Genomic DNA, 17,248 nt, shown 5'->3' with positions numbered 1-17,248 from the left:
AACCGGGGACTTTCGTTTCTGCGGCCCTCAGAACTCGATGTGCGGCCTCTTGAACCCCTTGGGCAGCTCCGCCTTGTTGGAGCAGTCCACGACCTCTCCGACGCCGTGGGAGCCCTCACCCGTCAGCTGGTCATCCGGGAACAGCACGCGCGGCCGGTCGGAGGTCGAGCAGTCCTGCGCCTGCTTGACCACGTGCGTACCGTTCTTGTCGATGCGCGACTCGCTCTTGTGGACGCAGACGGTGCCGCCCTGGGCGGTCGTCCTGCAGTCGTCCGGGGACGGCCCGTCCGCGTACGCGTGCCCGGCGCCGACGCAGAGCGCGGCGAGGCTTCCGACGAGCCCCGTGACGGTGGCGATCTTCCGTGCAGTGAACATGAGTTGCCTTTCTCTGTGACTTCTTCTGTGGCTTGTTCTGCGAAGGGCGAAGCAAAGCAGCCCGGACGCGTACCTCGACGGAGTCGGGGTGCGTCCGGGCTGCCTTCGCCATGGTTGTCACTCAGCACGCCGACGGGTGGACCGAAGCGGCGCCGGTGCGGGGTACCGAGTTCGAGCGGGGTGCGTTTTTACTCGCCACCCTGGTTCTGGTCGTAACCGCCCTGCTCGGGGGCGGAGTTCCCCTGCGCCTGCGGCTGCGCCTCGGGCTGCGCCTGCGGCTGGGCCTCGGGCTGCGCCTGCGGCTGGGCCTGCAGCTGGGCCTGCGGCTGCGCCTGCGGAGCGGCGTAGTAACCACCACCGACGGCCAGGGCGTTGGCCGTCGAGCTGGCCACGGCGGTGATCTGCGGAGGCGCGTCCTCGCCACCGGCGGCGGAGCTGACCCCGGCACCGAGGAAGGAGAGCCCCGCAACCGTCGCCGCTACGAGTGCGACGCGCTGAAACTTACGCATGATTGACCCTTTCTGGTCCAGGCGATAGCGCCCGGCTCGACTACTTAATGTGAGCATATACACACACTCAGTAGTCAACCGGGGATCTACGCCCGCCATGTTGCGCATCAGCCCCGTCTGCCGTATCGGCGCTACCGGCCACCGACCGGAAGGATCCGGCCCATGACACCGAAGGCGTCGCCGGGCGTCTCCGGTTCGTCGCCCCTCTCCACGGGCGCCACCCCGACGGTTCCGGGGGAGCACGTCACCTCGGGCCCGAGCCGCTCCGTCCCCTGACCGAGGACGGCGGGCAACTGCACGGGCTGCACCGGCTTGCAGGTCTCCTGGTGCGGGATGGTCCCGCCCTCGGGAACCTCGCCCCTGATCCGCTGGGTGCAGGTGAGGTTGCCCATGAGATCGTCGGTGCACTTCCCCGGACCCGCCGCGGCGTACGCCGGCGTGAGGCCGGCACAGGCCAGGGCGAGGCCGCCGACGAGCCCCGAGACAGCCGCGATCTTCTTCCCGCTGATCTTCCCGCTGAACATGTGATGCGCTTCCTGTCGAGAGGACACCCGCCGGCTCAGCCGCCGAAAGCCTGGTTGTACTGGCCGCAGTTGGTGTCGAGGGTGTCGGCGAGGCCGAGCACGCCGATCGGGACGTCGTTCTCGGACACCGTCTGCGGGCTGCACTCCTGGTAGGGGCGGTAGTGGTTGGACACCTGCGGCCCACTGTCGTAGGCGTCGGCCACGGCGGGGGTGGCACCGACGGCGGACAGACCGCCGGCGGCTGCCACTGCTGCGATCACGACCTGCTGAAGCTTGCGCATGGAACCCTCGGTCCTTTGCTCATACAGCGAATTGATTGCCTAGCGTGATTGCGTGAACACTAGCAGTAGCGGGATAAGGCGTTCCACAACGGACATCCAACCCGAGGGTGACATAGCAACACATAATCACCTTATGGGCAGGGAGAGTTGGGTCAGGAGAGCGCCAGCTCCGCGGGCCGTCCGCGATCGGGCGCGGGGACGGAGAGGATCAGGTCCCGCAGCCTCTCGACGTACCGCCGCACGTTCTTGTAGGCGATGTCGGTGTCCGGGTAACGGCAGGCGAACCAGAGCCCTTCGTGCAGCCGGTTGACCCAGGCACACACCTGGTCGCCGTACGACACCCGGAGCAGCCCGTACGCCTTCTGGTCCGCCCAGTCCGCCGCACCGGGGATGAGGCGGGCGTCCACGTACGAGATGATCGAGTACATGTCGGGCGAGGTCGGGCGGAAGTCCGTGCCGAGCAGGCGCAGTACGCGGGCCAGCGGGATGCGCGCCAGCGAGCGGTTGGCCCGCAGTTCGGCGCGGACCGTTTCCAGCGCGCCCTCCAGGTCGCGCGCCGCGGGTACTTCGATGGGGGCGCCGCCGACGTACCAGCCCACCGATTCCGACCACGCGGACTTCAGCCGGGTGTGGAAGGGCACGACGGTGCGGTAGACCGGCTGCCCGCCGAGCTCGTGCACGATCAGGCTGGTCGCGGCGAGGATGCCCACCAGACTGCCGCCGTAGGGACGGCAGTACGCCTCGAAGGCGGCGGCGGCCTCCGCGTCGACGAGCGGCTCGCACACCAGCTTCTGGGTCGGCAGCGCGCCACCGGGTTCGAGACCGAGGTCGACGGGGAACTCCGGGAGCCGGCCGCCGCACCGGGCGATGAACTCCCGCCAGCGGGCGACGATCGCATGGGTGTCGTCGATGCCGTCCGCGTTGGCCCGCTCCTGCTCGCAGAAGTCGACGTAACTCCCCACGGAAGGACCGGGGACGGAGGTGCCCGCGACGGCCGCCGCGTACAGTGCGCTGATCTCCTCCGGGAGCCGGTGGATCGAGTAGGCGTCGACGTTGGTGTGGTCGAAGGCCATGTACACGCTGGTGGAGTCCTCGCGTACGACGGCCGTGTAGATGAGGTTCGGCCAGCCGAGCGCGTCCGCCGCGGCGTCGAACCGATCCTGCAGGTACCGGGTGAGCGCCGCCGCGTCGGTGAACTCGCCGACCTCCTCGCGGTGCAGCGACACGTCCTTCCCGGCGAGGGTGAACCGCTGCATCTCCTCCCCGGCCCAGCGGAATCCGCTGCGCAGCGTCTCGTGACGCAGCGTCCAGCCGCGCAACGCCCCTTCCAGCGCGTCGAGATCGACCTCGCCCGGCAGGTCGAAGGCGGCGCCGAGCCAGGTCGGGACGAACAGCCCGTCCTCCCGCACCGACCGGGCCGTCCTGATGTGCGACTCCTGGATGTACGCCGGTGGCCGCGGATCCGGCGGCAGCGCCGCCGCCGCCGCGATCGTCACCGGGCTGAACCTCCACTCGACGAGCCGTCCGGGCCGGATCTCACAGCGCTGGATGTCAGAAATTCGCACGGTGGCTCTCCTTCGCAGAAGACACCAGCTTCGTCAACGACGGCAAGCCGTACGCGCGCGATGATCGCTGTGTCGCCGCGATTTCAGCGGGATGTGTGACATCTCGAACGGACAAGCGCACCACGTCACTCGTACCTGTAGATCCCGCGCACGTCCTCCAGTTCGGCCGGCGTGACGTCCCACGGCGGCAGCCGCTCGTGCCGGGCCACGACCCGGCCGCGCTGCGGGTCGCCCGCGCCCGGGGGCTCGGCGGGCAGGTACGTGTGGCCGGGGTGCCGTTGCTGCCAGCGGGTCCAGAGCAGGTCGACGAAGGAGTGATGCAGCCAGAAGACCGGGTCGTTGACGGACGCGGCGCTGACCATCGCCCCGCCGACCCAGTGGTGCACGCGGTTGTGGTTCTGCCAGGAGACGCTGCCCCGGCCGCTCCCCCAGCCCTCCAGCTTGTTGCGGTAGCCGCGGGTGACGGCCGAGTTCCAGGGCCAGCTGTCGTAGACCGGGTCGGCCAGCGCGAACTCGACCTCGCGCCCGGTCGGCAGCTGGATCGGGGCGCGGGCGTGGCCGAGGTCGCGGGTGAGGTACTGCACGTCGGTCACGTTCTCGGTGATCTTCCAGTGGCCCGCCCGGTACGCGAACGGGCCCGTCATCACCTGCCGGTCCGAGCGCCGTCCGTTGCCGCCGAGCAGATCGTCGGTCCACGGCAGCGCGTCGGCTGTGCGGTCACGGGTCCAGTCCCAGTACGGGACCGTCACCGACGCGTCCACCCGCCGCAGCGCGCGCTCCAGTTCGAGCAGCAGCCTGCGGTGCCAGGGCAGGAAGGAGGGCGCCATGTGGGCGGTGCGCAACCGGTGTTCCCGGTCGGCGGAGTTGTGCGCGATGTGGATCCGTACGAACTCGTCGTACTCACCGCGGCGTTTGACCTCCAGCAGGGCGCCCACGAACCGGCGCCGTTCGGCTCGGGTCAGCTTGTCGACGTTCTTCCGGGTGTAGACCACGTGCGCCTCCCTCGGGCATCGGCCGGAGGGGTAACCGCCGGACACACCGTCGGGTCACCGCCCTACGGCCGGACCGGTGACGGGGCACCGGGCCCGGCGGGCGGCTCAGGACAGCCACCGCTTCCACACCTCGGGGTGGCCGTCCACCCACTTCTTCGCGGCCTCCTCGGGGCTCAGCTTCCGGTCGGCGATCAGCAGGGAGACCTGGTCCTGGTCCTCGGTCGTCCACCTGAACTTCTTCAGGAAGGCCGCCGCCTTGCCGCCGCCGTGCGCGAAGTCGGTGTTGAGGTACTTCTGCAACGGGGTGTGCGGATAGGCGCAGGCGACCTTGGCCGCGTCCGCGTCACACCCTTCCTGGTACGCGGGCAGCCTCACCTCGGTCATGGGCACCTTCTTGAACAGCCACTGCGGTGCGTACCAGTAGGTGAGGAAGGGCTTCTTCTCCTTGGCGAACTGCTTGATCTGGGTGATCTGGGCGGCCTCGGAACCGGCGAACACGACCTGGTAGTCCAGCTTCAGGTTGCTCACCAGCGCCTTGTCGTTGGTGACGTACGACGGTGAGCCGTCCAGGAGTTGCCCCTTGCCGCCGCTCTCGGCGGTGCGGAAGAGCGAGGCGTACTTGTTCAGGTTCTTCCAGTCGGTGATGTCCGGGTGCTGCTTGACGAGATACGTCGGCACGAACCACCCGATGTGCCCGGTGACGCCGAGCTCCCCGCCCCGGCTGATGGTCTTCTTGTCGTCGACGTACCGCTTCTCCTGGTCCGGGTGCCCCCAGTCCTCCAGGATCGCGTCCACGCGGCCCTGGCTGAGCGCGTCCCAGGCCGGCACCTCGTCGACCTGCACGGTGTCGACGCGATAGCCGAGCTTGTGCTCCAGGAGGTACTGGGCGACAGCCACGTTCGACTGCGCGCCGACCCAGGACTGCACGGACAGGGTGACGGTCTTCGCCCCCCGCGCGTCGGCGAACGGCGAGGCCTGCCTGGTCATGTCGGCGGCACCGCACCCGGTGGCGAGCACCAGCACGGAGGCGGCGGCGACGAGTGTCGTACGGCGCATGGTCATGCTCCCTTCTCCGTACGGCGTTCCGTGGGCTGGGTCACCCGGTCGAGCATCAGCCCCAGGCAGACGATGGCGGCGCCGGCCACCAGCCCGGTCGCCAGGTCGCCCTGGGCGAGACCGAAGGCGACGTCGTAGCCGAGGGCGCCACCGCCCACCAGGCCGCCGATGATGACGACGGCGAGGACGAGCACCACGCCCTGGTTGACGGCGAGCAGCAACGCGGGCCGGGCGAGCGGCAGTTGGACCTGCAACAGCTGCTGGCGGCCGGTCGCCCCGAGCGACCGGGCGGACTCCAGGGCGGCCGGGTCCACCTGGCGCAGCCCCTGCGCGGTGATCCGTACGACGGCCGGCAGCGCGTAGACGACGGCGGCGGCCACGGCGGGCGCGCGGCCGACGCCGAACAGCGCGACGACCGGGATGAGGTACACGAACTGCGGCATGGTCTGGAACACGTCCAGGACCGGGCGCAGCGCGCGCTCCACCCGGTCGCTGCGGGCGGCGGCGATCCCGGTCGCGAAACCGAGGACGAGGGTCACGGCGACGGCCGCCAGCACCTGGGACAGGGTGTCGAGCGACGGCTCCCACACCCCCAGCACGCCGATCGCGGCCATCGCGAGGACGGCGGTGAGCGCGGTGCGCCAGGTGCCGATCAGCCAGGCGAGCGCGGCGACCACGAACAGCACCGCCCACCAGGGCAGCCACTGCAGCCCGGAGCGGACGGGGTCGAGGACCCAGGTGGTGAAGTGCCCCGCCCAGTCGGCCGTACCGCCGACCACCGGCACGCCCGAGTACAGGTGCGCGGTCATCCAGTCCACGGCGCGGTTGACCGGTCCGGCGAAGTCCAGTGTCCAGGCGGTGGGCCAGTCGAGGCGGCCGAGGGGGCGGGCGGCGAGCGCGACGGCGACGGTGGCGCCGAGGCCGTACAGGAGGCCGGCGGGGGCCTTCCGGACGTCGGCGCGCTCACCCGCCGCCGCGGTGATGCGGTCGAGGACGACCGCGAGCAGCACGATCGGCACACCGGCGGCGAGGGCCGCGCCGACGTCGACGGAGGCGAGGGCCTGGTAGACGCGGTCGCCGAGGCCGCCGGCGCCGATGACGGAGGCGATGACCGCCATCGAAAGGGCCATCATGATCGTCTGGTTGAGGCCGAGGAGGAGTTCCCTGCGGGCGAGCGGGAGGCGGGCCGTCAGCAGCCGCTGCACGCGGGTGGCGCCGAGCGAGTCCACGGCCTCCAGGACCTCGGGGTCGGCGCCGCGCAGGCCGAGGGCGGTGAGCCGGGCCATGGGCGGGGCGGCGTAGACGACGGTGGCGAGGACGGCCGCGGGGACGCCGATGCCGAAGACCAGGACGACGGGGAGCAGGTAGGCGAAGGCGGGCAGCACCTGCATGGTGTCGAGGACCGGGCGCAGGGCGCGGTTCAGCCGGCCGGAGAGCCCGGCGCCGAGCCCGAGCACGAAGCCCACGGCCACGGAGGCGAGTACGGCCACGACCATCAGCGCGAGGGTCTGCATCGTCGGCACCCACATGCCGAGCACGCCGCAGGCGAGGAACGCGGCGGCGGTCCCGAGGGCGAGCCTGGTCCCCGCGACGCGCTGCGCGACGGCGGCTGCGGCCACGGTGACGCCGGGCCAGCCGACGGCGAGGAGGGTGAGGTAGACGGCGCGGACGGTGAGGACGACGGCGTTGCTGATGTACCCGAAGAAGTACAGGAAGAGGGGGTGGGTGTCCCGGTTGTCGATCACCCAGTTGCTGGCGGAGGAGAGGGGGGCGGAGAGGTCGACGGTGAGGTGGTGGGGCCAGGGGGCGGAGGGCCACTGGGAGTTGGCGACGGGGACGAGGATCGCGGCGGCCACGGCAAGGGCGAGCAGTTTACGGGCGGCCCGGCCGGTGGGGAGCGCCACCCGGCGAGGGCTCGGAACAGTGATCGTCGCCATCAGACGCCCTCCGGGTCGGTGCCGGGCGCGGGGGGTGTCACTTGCCCGCGCTCGCGGGGTACCGCCGCGCCCACCCGTGCCGCCCCAGCGGCACGACTGCCCGCGGCTGAGTCAGCGTCGGCGGCCGGGTGACTTTCCGGCGAGTGCTGCCCGTCCCCACCCAGGGGCGCGGGGAACTGCGCGGCCGGTCGACCACTGCCCGCAGACGACGTGCCGCCGGTGTCGGACTTGGCCACGACGCCGAGGAGCGTTTCCGCGTCGAGTACGCCCACGCATCGGTTGCCGTCCACGACCCGGGCCGGTGCGCCGGCCACCGCGACCGCGTCGATCGCCTCGGCGACCGTCGCGGACGGGCTGATCGCAGGTCCCGACGCGGCCTCCCCGTCCTTCGTCGGCCTCATCGCGGAGCGAACCGTCAGCACCTGCTCGCGCGGGACGTCCCGGACGAACTCGCGGACGTAGTCGTCGGCCGGGGAGCCGACGATCTCCTCCGGGGTGCCCAGCTGGACCACCCTGCCGTCGCGCATCAGGGCGATACGGTCGCCGAGTTTCAGCGCCTCGGAGAGGTCGTGGGTGATGAAGACCATCGTGCGGCCCTCCTCCCGGTGCAGGCGGACCACCTCCTCCTGCATGTCCCGCCGGATCAGCGGATCGAGCGCGCTGAACGGCTCGTCGAAGAGGAGGACCTCGGGATCGGCCGCCAACGCCCGCGCGAGGCCGACCCGTTGGCGCTGACCGCCGGACAGCTGGCCGGGGCGGCGCTGCTCCATGCCGTCGAGCCCGACCTTGGTGACGAACTCGGCGGCCCGCGCGCGCCGCTCGGCCCTGCGGACGCCCTGGATCTCCAGGCCGTACGCCACGTTGTCGAGGACGGACCGGTGCGGGAGGAGCCCGAAGTGCTGGAAGACCATCGCGGCGCGGTGCCGGCGCAGCTCCCGCAGCCGGCCCTTGTCCATCGCGCGGACGTCCTCGCCGTCGATGGCGATCCGGCCGGCCGTCGGCTCGATCAGGCGGGTCAGGCAGCGGACCAGAGTCGACTTGCCGGAGCCGGACAGGCCCATCACCACGAAGACCTCACCCTTGCGCACGTCGAAGGAGACGTCGCGGACGGCGGCCGTGCAGCCGGTGCGGGTGCGGAGTTCGGCCGGCGGCAGGCCGGTCAGCTCGGGGTCCGACGGGACGCGGTCGGCCTGGGGGCCGAAGACCTTCCACAGGCCCTCGACGGAGAAGACAGGGGTCGTACCACTCATCACGCACCGCCCTTCAGGAGGTCCACGGCCCTCTCGCCGACCATCAGCACCCCGATCATCGGGTTCACGGCCGGCATGGCAGGGAAGACGGAGGCGTCGGCGATGCGGATGCCGTCCAGGCCCCGGATCCGCAACTCGGGGTCGACGACGGCCAGTTCGTCGTCGGTCGCGCCCATCTTGCAGGTGCCCGCCGGGTGGTAGACCGTGTGCGCGACCTTGCGGGCGTACTCGCTCAGCTCGGCGTCGCCGACGATCTCCGGGCCGGGGCACACCTCGCGTTTCAGCCAGCCCGCCAGCGGCTCGGTCCTCGCGATCTCGCGGGCGATGCGGATGCCGTCGACGAGGGTGCGGCCGTCGTAGTCGTCCTCGTCGGTGAAGTAGCGGAAGTCGAGCGCGGGCTTCACGGACGGGTCGGCGCTGGTCAGGTGGAGACGGCCACGGCTGCGGGGCTTGGGGATGTTCGGGGTCATCGAGACGCCGTGCGCGGGGCGTTCGTAGCCCAGGCGCTCGGGGTTGTCGGTGAACGGGACCTGGTAGAAGTGGAACATCAGGTCCGGGCCCGGGTGTTCGGGGTCCCGGCGGACGAACAGGCCGGCGTCGGAGTCCATCGCGGAGTTCTCCGGGATCGGGCCGTTCGTCTCCCAGACGATCACCGACTCGGGGTGGTCGAGGAGGTTCTCGCCGACGCCCGGCAGGTCGTGCGCGACCGGGATGCCGAGGGCTTCGAGGTCCGCCGCCGGGCCGATGCCCGAATGCAGCAGCAGGCGCGGGGAGTCGACGGCGCCCGCGCAGAGGACGACCTCGTTCCGGGCGCGTATCAGGAGTTCCGCGCCGTTCTCGGTACGGACGTGCACGCCCTCGGCCCGGGTGCCGTCCAGCTCCAGGCGGTACGCCCAGGTCTCCAGGAACACGTGCAGGTTGGGGCGCTCGTCCAGCACCGGGTGGAGGTAGGCCACCGACGCGCTCGACCGCTTGTTGGTCTCGGGGTGGTAGGCGAGGTCGAAGAAGCCGACGCCCTCGGTGAACGGCCGCCGGTTGAAGCCCTCCACGCGCGGGACGCCCAGCGCCTCCTGGGCCGCGTCGACGAAGTCGCGGGCGATGGCGTTCCGGTCCTTCTCGTCGACCGGGACGATGTTGTTGAGGAGGCGGGCGTAGTAGGCCTCCATCGGCACCGCACCCCAGCCCTTGGCCCCCGCCGCCTCCCACTCGTCCCAGTCGGAGGGCAGCGGCTTGAAGGAGATGAGGGTGTTGTGCGAGGAACAGCCGCCCAGCACCCGGGCGCGGCTGTGCCGGATGTGGGAGTTGCCGCGCGGCTGCTCGGTGGTCGGGTAGTCGTAGTCCAGTTCGCCGCCGAGCAGGCCCATCCAGCGGCGCAGGGTGAGGACGTCGTCGCGGCCCACGTCGCTGGGGCCGCCCTCGATGACGGCGACGGTGACGTCCGGGTTCTCGGTGAGGCGGGAGGCTATGACGGAACCTGCGGTTCCGCCGCCGATGACGACATAGTCGTAGACGTGCGGGGTGTGGGACATGGGGGGTGCTCCAAAAGGCTTCTTACGCACAGCAGTCGGGGGAGGTCGGCCGGCAGTCGGGGGAAGTCGGCCGGCAGTCGGGGGAAGTCGGCCGGCGGTCGGGACAGCTCAGCCGGCGAACCAGCGCACCGGCTTCGGCGCGAGGTTCTGGTAGACGTGCTTGGTCTCGCGGTACTCGGCGAGTCCCGCGGGTCCCAGCTCGCGGCCGGTGCCGCTCCTTCCGAAGCCGCCCCACTCCGCCTGTGGCAGGTAGGGGTGGTAGTCGTTGATCCACACCGTGCCGTGCCGCAGCCGCCCCGCGACCCGGCGGGCCTTCCCGGCGTCCGTGCTCCAGACGGCGCCCGCGAGTCCGTACTCGGTGTCGTTGGCGAGGGCGACCGCCTCGTCCTCGGTGCGGAAGGTCTCGACGGTGAGGACCGGGCCGAAGACCTCCTCGCGGACGACCCGCATCTCGCGGTGGCACTGGTCGAGGACGGTCGGCTCGTAGAAGTAGCCGGCGGCCGGGCGGTCGGCGGACGGTTCGGGGCGCCTGCCGCCCGCGCGGAGCACGGCGCCCTCCGCGAGCGCCGACGCCACGTACCCCTCGACCTTGGCGCGCTGCTGCTCGGAGACGAGCGGGCCGCACTCGACGCCGTCCGCGGTGCCCCGGCCGAGCCGGATCCGGGCGGCCCGGCGGGCGAGTTCGGCGACGAACCGCTCCCGGACGGACTCCTCGACGATCAGCCGGGCGCCGGCCGAGCAGACCTGGCCGCTGTGGATGAACGCGGCGTTGAGGGCCTGGTCGACGGCGGTGTCGAAGCCTTCCGGCGTGGCGCAGGCGTCGGCGAAGACGACGTTGGGGTTCTTGCCGCCCAGTTCGAGGGCGACCTTCTTGACGGTGGGCGCGGCGGCCCGGGCGACCTCGGTGCCGCTGGCCAGGCCGCCGGTGAAGGAGACCAGGTCGACGTCGGGGTGCTCGGCGAGGCGGGCGCCGACGGTGTGGCCGGGGCCGGTGACCAGGTTGGCGACTCCGGCGGGCAGCCCGGCCTCGGCGAGCAGTCCGATCAGCGCGACCGTCGTCAGCGGGGTGAGCTCGCTCGGCTTGACCACGAACGTGTTGCCGGCCGCGAGCGCCGGGGCGATCTTCCAACTCGCCTGGAGGAGGGGGTAGTTCCAGGGGGTGATCAACGCGCACACGCCGACGGGTTCGGCTACGACGACGCTGTGGATGTCGGCCGAGCCGGCGTCCACCACCCGGCCCGCGCCCTCCGCGGCGACCAGGTCGGCGAAGTAGCGGAAGGCGTCGGCGACGCAGTCGATGTCGACGCGGCCCTCCGCCGCGGTCTTGCCCGCGTCCCGGCTCTCCAGGAGTCCGAGCTGTTCGCGGTCGCGTACGAGGAGGTCGGCGACCCGGCGGAGCAGGGCGGCGCGCTCGGCGACGGGGGTCCGGGGCCAGTCGCCGGTGTCGAAGGCACGCCGCGCGGCGGCCACCGCCGCCTCCGCGTCCTTCTCGTCGCCCTCGGCGACCACGGCGAAGGGCAGGCCGTCCGCGGGGTCGATGATCTCGCGCGTCGCGCCGGAGACCGCTGCCAGCCAGTCGCCTCCGGCATGGATGGTCGCTCGTGCCGTGCTGTCCGCCATGATCGGTATTGCCTTCCGTTCCTGTTCGGTGCCCGTGCGTGACATCCGGGTCACACTCGGGGACCGCCAGCACCTGCCCTCGGCCTCGGATTGCATGCGCAATCGTCGGCCGGAAGTGTGCGGCGTCACTGAACAGTCGGACATAACGGCATAAACCGCAGAGGTCAGGGCGTGCTGCCCGCCGACGTGGCGGGCGTGGCGGGCGTGGCGTGCCGGGGCCTGCTCTTGGTCGAGATCTGGCCGACGAGCTCCCAGAAGCAGACCAGGGCGGTGATGGGCGGAATCCCGAAGATGACTAACGACAACAGCGCATGGGAGGAGTGGCTGACGCACAGGGCCACGGCCACGACCGAGGCGGCCAGCACGACGCACCAGGACCGCCGCGCGCTCCGGCGCTGCGCGGTGGCCCGCAGGACGGACAGCGCCGCCACGAACCACGGGCCGTAGACCGTCAGCGGCCAGTACCGCGCCAGCCCCCCGGGGAGCACCGACGAGGCGATGCCGCGCAGCTGCGCGTAGGAGTAGCAGAGGGACCAGGCCAGCATGCACACCGCGCAGAGCGAGACCATCGCGATCAGGAGCGTGATGTGCGTGACGCTCCGGCCGCCGTCGAGCAGGTGGGATTCGTGGCGGACCCGGTGGCGGACGCGGCGGCGGCTGCCCCGGCGCTGGGCCGGCACGTCCAGCAGCGTGGGGGCCGCGGCCACACCGGTCGGCGCGGACAGTATCTGCGCCAGCTCCTCGACCGGGTCCCAGTCGCTCGGCGCGACGTCCGGCTCCGGGGCACCCCAGGCATGGTCGTAGAGACCTGCATGGTCGTAGAGACCGGGATGGTCGTAGAAGCCGGTGTGATCGTAGAGACCCGGCCCCGAGTCGTGCTGAATCCCGTCCATCGCTTACCTCCGCACCTTGCCTCAGAACGCTCCGTACAGATCCGCCATGGTCCGCCGGTATTCATTTTCCATCGTGTTGATTCTCTTCAGGAAATCATCGAGCAAGTCCGAGCATGAAGTGATATCCATACCACCGGGCCAGCGGAGCAGGGTTGTCGGATGATCTTCGGCTGCGCACCAGTCCAATCGCGTCACGGTCACCTAACGACCGCCACACCGGGTGGGATTTGGAGCGTTCGGGGGAATTCCGTCACCCGGAAGAGAAGTTATATAATTCCCACCGGCCCGGCGCCGATGAAATTGCGAATACGCCGGATACCACACTCCGTGAATACTGAATTTAAATGAACGGCGAGGTCACCGCGGACCTCGCGGCCACCAGCTCCCGTACGCAGCCCCGCAGCCAGGCGTGCGCCGGGTCGGCGTCGTGGCGCGGATGCCAGGCCAGGCCCAGCGGGATCGGCGGCAGCGGCAGCGGGACCTCGAAGGTGGCGAGGCCCAGGGTGGTGGCCAACGGGACCCCCCAGGTGCTGATCAGGCCGACCAGATCGGAGTCGCGGAGCACGAAGAGGGAGGCCGGGAAGGTGCCGACGGTCCCCACCACATGGCGTTCCAGGCCGAGTTCGGCCAGCGCGGCGTCGACGGGGCCGTGCAGCTTGCCGCGCCGCGAGACGTTCAGGTGACCGGCGGCGGTCGCGAACCGCTCGGGGGTCACCTCGCCGGTCAGCAGCGGGTGCCCGGACCGTACGACGCCGACCATGCGGTCCTCCTGGAGGTGCTCCACCCGCACCTCGGGCGCGGTGGTGTCGATCGCCCCGACCTCCAGGTCGGCCATGCCCTGCCGCAGGTACGGCAGGTCCACGTGGGCCTCGGCGAGGAAGCGGATGCGGATACCGGGGGCCTCCGCGGCGGCCCTGGCGAAGAGGACGGCGGCATGGGTGCCGGCGATCGCGTCCGGGCCGATGATCGTGAAGGTCCGGGAGACGGTCCGCAGATCGGTGTCCCGGCCCGGCGCGAACAGCGCCTGCGCGCGCTCCACCACCGCGCTCACCTCGGCGCGCACGGCAAGGGCGTGCGGAGTCGGCACCATCCGCCGCCCGGCGCGCACCAGGACGGGGTCGCCGAGCGCCCGGCGGATCCGGCCGAGGGTGCGGCTCATGGCCGGTTCGGACAGGTGCAGCCGGCGCGCGGCCCGCTGCACGCTCTCCTCCTCAAGGAGCACGTCCAGCGCGACCAGCAGGTTCAGGTCGAGGCCCCCGGGAGATCCCACGGATTGCGTCATACGCAGTCGTCCCTTGCAAAGGTTGCACTGGAAAGCAGGTCGGCGCCGAGCCTACGGTGACAGGGCAGCCCCCACCACACCCACCAGCTCCCCGGGAGGAGCCGTGCCCTCGCACGCCCTGAAACGCCCTGTCCTGCTCGTCCTGTGCGCCTGCGTGCTGGTCGCGCAGAGCATGGTCGCCGCCATCAACCTGCTCATCCCCGAACTGGCCGCGTCGTCCCTGCACCCCTCGCACAGCGAGATCCTGTGGACGGTCGACGCCTACGTCATCGCCTTCGCCGCCCTGCTCATCCCGGCCGGCGCGCTCGGCGACCGGTACGGCCGCAAGGGCGCCCTGCTCGCGGGCCTCGCCCTGTTCGCGGCCGGCGCGGCCACCAGCGCGCTCGCGCCGGACCCGGCCGTGCTGACAGCGGGGCGCGGCCTGTCCGGCGCGGGGGCCGCGCTGATCACCCCGGCCACCATGTCGATCCTGGTCCACCTCGCCGCCCCCGAGCGGCGCGCCCGCGCCCTCGCCTCCTGGACCCTGGCGCTGGGTCTGGGCGGCGCGGCCGGCAACCTGGGCGGCGGACTGGTCGGCCAGTTCCTGTCCTGGCGGGCCCTGTTCGCCGCCATGGTCCCGCTGGCCGCGCTGCTCGCCCTGGCCGTCGCCCTGGTCACCCCGCGCACCGAACGCTCCGCGCACAGCAACCTCGACCCGCTCGGCACCCTGCTCCTCACGGCGGGCCTGGTGGCGGTGCTGTTCGGCATCATCGAGGGCACGACCTACGGCTGGACGTCGGCGCCCATCCTCGGCTCCTTCGCGGCGGGCGCCGTACTGACCACCGTCTTCACGCGCCACGCGCTGCGCTCGCCACGCCCCCTCTTCGACCCCCGCGTCTTCGCCTCCGCCCGGCTGCGCTCGGCGTCGCTCGGCACGGCGGCCGGCTTCTTCGGCCTCTTCTCCCTCTTCTTCGTCAACTCTCAGTACCTGCAAGGCGTCAAGGGCTACGACGCGGCCGTGACCGGCGTCGCGATCATGCCGCTGACGATCGGCATGGCCCTGGTCCCGAGGCTCGCCGCCCGCTGGGCGGGCCACCCGCGCGCGGTCGTCGGCGCCGGGCTCGGCCTGATCGGCCTCGGCCTGCTCGGCGCGTCCACCGTCGACGCGGCCACGCCGTACTGGACGTACGCCTGCTGGCTGCTGGTCATCTCGGCCGGCACCGGTCTGTCGATGCCCGCCCTCACCCTCGGCGTGGTCAGCTCGCTCCCGCCGCACCAGGCGGGGCTCGGCTCCGGGCTCGGCACCACGGCCCGGGAGACCGGCGCCGCCCTCGGGGTCGCGGTCACCGGCACGGTCCTGTCCGCGCACGGCGACCTCACCTCCGGGATGGGCCCGGCCCTGCGTACCGTCGCCCTGCTGGTGCTCGCCGCGACGGCGCTCGTGGTGGCCGGATACGGCCGTCGCACCCCGACACGCACTATCGCGTCAGACCCGGAACGCGTACTATCGCGTTCTACCGGCGCCTGAGCAACTCCCCGCACACCCCGGCCCGTTGAGGAGCCCCGATGCCCGCCCTCCTGAGCCCCGTCCTCGACCTGCTGACCCTGCGCGGCACCGTCACCGAGGCCGAGCAGATCACCGCCCGGATGCGCCGGCTGCGCATCGACGGCGACCAGCTCGCCGGCCTCGACGTCCGGCCCGGCCAGCAGGTCCGGGTCCTGGTCGGCGGCCTGACCCTGCGGACGTACTCGGTCTGGCACTACGACCCGTCCGGCGTCGTCGAGCTGTGCGTCCTCGACCACGCCGAGGGCGGCCCCGGCGCCCGGTGGGGCCGGACCGTCGGGAAGGGGGAGCAGGTGCGGCTGCGCGGGCCCGAGGGCACCTTCACGCTGCGCCCCGACGCCGACCACCACGTCTTCGTCGGCGACGAGACGGCCGCGGTCGCCTTCGGCGCGATGCTCGCGGCACTGCCCGAGGAGGCCCGGATCTCCGGCTGCGTCGAGACGGAGACGCCCGCCGACCGGCTGCCCCTCACCCACGCGGAGCGCCTCGACTGGGTGCTCAGGACCGAGACCTCGCTGCCGGAGGCGGTACGCCGGCTCGCTCCCCAACCCGGCGGGGTGGCCTACGTCGCCGGGGAGGCGCGGGCCGTGCAGGCGGTGCGCAAGGTGCTGGTCCAGGAGGCGGGCTGGGACCGGCGCACGGTCCTCACCAAGCCGTTCTGGACGCCGGGCAAGCGCGGGATGGAGTAGCGCCACAGGACGCGGACGGGCCCCGCTCCGGAGGGAATCCGGAGCGGGGCCCGTCGGGGTGCGGGAGGCTCAGATGAGGCCGAGGGCGCGGACCGCGTCGCGCTCCTCCGCCAGCTCCTGCACCGAGGCGTCGATGCGGGCGCGGGAGAACTCGCTGATCTCCAGGCCCTGGACGATCTCGTACGCGCCGTCCTTGGTGGTGACCGGGAAGGAGGAGATGAGGCCCTCCGGGACGCCGTAGGAGCCGTCCGACGGGATGCCCATGGAGGTCCAGTCGCCGTCGGCGGTGCCGTTGACCCAGGTATGGACGTGGTCGATCGCGGCGTTGGCGGCGGAGGCCGCGGAGGACGCGCCACGGGCCTCGATGATGGCCGCGCCGCGCTTGGCGACGGTCGGGATGAACTCCTCGGCCAGCCACTTCTCGTCGCTGACGACCTCGGCCGCGTTCTTGCCGGCGACGGTCGCGTGGAAGATGTCGGGGTACTGGGTGGCGGAGTGGTTGCCCCAGATGGTCAGGCGCTTGATGTCGGCGACCGTCGAGCCCGTCTTCTTCGCGAGCTGGGTCAGCGCGCGGTTGTGGTCGAGGCGGGTCATCGCGGTGAAGCGCTCGGCCGGTACGTCCGGGGCGGCGGCCTGGGCGATCAGCGCGTTGGTGTTGGCCGGGTTGCCGACGACCAGGACCTTGATGTCGTCCGCGGCGTTGTCGTTGATGGCCTTGCCCTGCGGCTTGAAGATGCCGCCGTTGGCCTCCAGCAGGTCACCGCGCTCCATGCCCTTGGTGCGGGGGCGGGCGCCGACCAGGAGGGCCACGTTGGCACCGTCGAAGGCGACGTTCGGGTCGTCGGAGATGTCGATGCCCTGGAGCAGCGGGAAGGCGCAGTCGTCGAGCTCCATGGCGGTGCCCTCGGCGGCCTTGAGCGCGGGGGTGATCTCCAGGAGGCGGAGCCGGACCGGCACGTCCGCGCCGAGCAGCTGGCCGGAGGCGATGCGGAAGAGCAGGGCGTAACCGATCTGGCCGGCCGCGCCGGTGACGGTGACGTTCACGGGAGTGCGGGTCATGGCGTTCTCCGTATGACAGCTGGCGGTGGGCGTCCTTGCCCTGGGTGCCCTGGGGTGCGGACGTACAAATGATCGATCTCTTGGCATCAAGAGATCCACCGGTCAGGCTATCGCGCATCAAGGATGCCGGAGGGCGAGGGGTCC

General features: G+C 71.7%; 16 protein-coding genes. 2 read left to right on the top strand and 14 right to left on the bottom strand.

Annotation, left to right across the window (positions count from 1 at the left end; genetic code table 11):
* Positions 1–27: 27 nt before the first annotated feature.
* From AB0D74_RS27010 to AB0D74_RS26950, 13 genes are all read right to left on the bottom strand, one after another.
* Positions 28–375 (bottom strand): hypothetical protein, encoded by a 348-nt coding sequence (locus AB0D74_RS27010; RefSeq protein WP_362592119.1) that lies wholly within the window; start codon positions 373–375, stop codon positions 28–30.
* Positions 376–563: 188 nt separating this feature from the next.
* Positions 564–884 carry a hypothetical protein gene (locus AB0D74_RS27005; RefSeq protein ID WP_362592116.1) on the bottom strand — a complete coding sequence of 107 codons (321 nt, stop codon included), beginning with the start codon at positions 882–884 and terminating at the stop codon, positions 564–566.
* A gap of 131 nt (positions 885–1,015) precedes the next feature.
* The gene (locus AB0D74_RS27000) at positions 1,016–1,408 is read right to left on the bottom strand and encodes a hypothetical protein (protein ID WP_362592113.1); all 393 of its coding nucleotides are present in this window, start codon (positions 1,406–1,408) and stop codon (positions 1,016–1,018) included.
* A gap of 35 nt (positions 1,409–1,443) precedes the next feature.
* Entirely contained in the window at positions 1,444–1,689 is a 246-nt protein-coding gene (locus tag AB0D74_RS26995) for a hypothetical protein (protein ID WP_362592110.1), read from the bottom strand.
* Between the two features lie 152 nt (positions 1,690–1,841).
* On the bottom strand, positions 1,842–3,254 hold the full coding sequence (locus AB0D74_RS26990) for a condensation domain-containing protein (RefSeq protein ID WP_362592107.1): 1,413 nt from the start codon (positions 3,252–3,254) through the stop codon (positions 1,842–1,844).
* A 125-nt stretch (positions 3,255–3,379) separates the two neighbouring features.
* The gene (locus tag AB0D74_RS26985) at positions 3,380–4,246 is read right to left on the bottom strand and encodes a tyrosinase family protein (protein ID WP_362592104.1); all 867 of its coding nucleotides are present in this window, start codon (positions 4,244–4,246) and stop codon (positions 3,380–3,382) included.
* 105 nt (positions 4,247–4,351) lie between these two features.
* Entirely contained in the window at positions 4,352–5,302 is a 951-nt protein-coding gene (locus tag AB0D74_RS26980) for an ABC transporter substrate-binding protein (protein ID WP_362592102.1), read from the bottom strand.
* A gap of 2 nt (positions 5,303–5,304) precedes the next feature.
* Entirely contained in the window at positions 5,305–7,239 is a 1,935-nt protein-coding gene (locus AB0D74_RS26975; protein WP_362592099.1) for an ABC transporter permease subunit, read from the bottom strand.
* Positions 7,239–8,489, bottom strand: coding sequence for a glycine betaine/L-proline ABC transporter ATP-binding protein (locus AB0D74_RS26970; protein WP_362592097.1), 1,251 nt, complete (start codon positions 8,487–8,489; stop codon positions 7,239–7,241). Before AB0D74_RS26970 ends, AB0D74_RS26975 begins: the two co-directional genes overlap by 1 nt.
* On the bottom strand, positions 8,489–10,018 hold the full coding sequence (locus AB0D74_RS26965; protein WP_362592094.1) for a GMC oxidoreductase: 1,530 nt from the start codon (positions 10,016–10,018) through the stop codon (positions 8,489–8,491). The genes AB0D74_RS26970 and AB0D74_RS26965 overlap by 1 nt, the downstream gene beginning before the upstream one ends.
* 108 nt (positions 10,019–10,126) lie before the next feature.
* A complete protein-coding gene (locus tag AB0D74_RS26960) occupies positions 10,127–11,638 on the bottom strand; it encodes an aldehyde dehydrogenase family protein (RefSeq protein ID WP_362592091.1) in 1,512 nt (503 codons plus the stop codon).
* 164 nt (positions 11,639–11,802) lie between these two features.
* Positions 11,803–12,531, bottom strand: coding sequence for a DUF2637 domain-containing protein (locus tag AB0D74_RS26955; RefSeq protein WP_362592088.1), 729 nt, complete (start codon positions 12,529–12,531; stop codon positions 11,803–11,805).
* A 340-nt stretch (positions 12,532–12,871) separates the two neighbouring features.
* Positions 12,872–13,813 carry a LysR family transcriptional regulator gene (locus tag AB0D74_RS26950; RefSeq protein WP_362592086.1) on the bottom strand — a complete coding sequence of 314 codons (942 nt, stop codon included), beginning with the start codon at positions 13,811–13,813 and terminating at the stop codon, positions 12,872–12,874.
* Positions 13,814–13,916: 103 nt separating this feature from the next.
* Between AB0D74_RS26950 and AB0D74_RS26945 the strand changes: the two genes are divergently transcribed.
* Together AB0D74_RS26945 and AB0D74_RS26940 are read left to right on the top strand one after the other, a co-directional pair.
* Positions 13,917–15,320: an MFS transporter gene (locus tag AB0D74_RS26945; protein ID WP_362592083.1), complete on the top strand. Its 1,404-nt coding sequence runs from the start codon at positions 13,917–13,919 to the stop codon at positions 15,318–15,320.
* 38 nt (positions 15,321–15,358) lie between these two features.
* A complete protein-coding gene (locus AB0D74_RS26940) occupies positions 15,359–16,045 on the top strand; it encodes a siderophore-interacting protein (RefSeq protein ID WP_362592080.1) in 687 nt (228 codons plus the stop codon).
* 69 nt (positions 16,046–16,114) lie between these two features.
* On the opposite strand, the gene AB0D74_RS26935 is transcribed toward AB0D74_RS26940, so the two are convergent.
* Positions 16,115–17,104 (bottom strand): malate dehydrogenase, encoded by a 990-nt coding sequence (locus tag AB0D74_RS26935; protein ID WP_362592077.1) that lies wholly within the window; start codon positions 17,102–17,104, stop codon positions 16,115–16,117.
* Positions 17,105–17,248 lie beyond the last annotated feature (144 nt).

It is taken from the genome of Streptomyces sp. NPDC048278, assembly GCF_040652195.1.
GTDB lineage: Bacteria > Actinomycetota > Actinomycetes > Streptomycetales > Streptomycetaceae > Streptomyces.
Note: the sequence above shows the minus strand (reverse complement) of the source record. Positions and strands in the feature narration are given on the sequence as shown.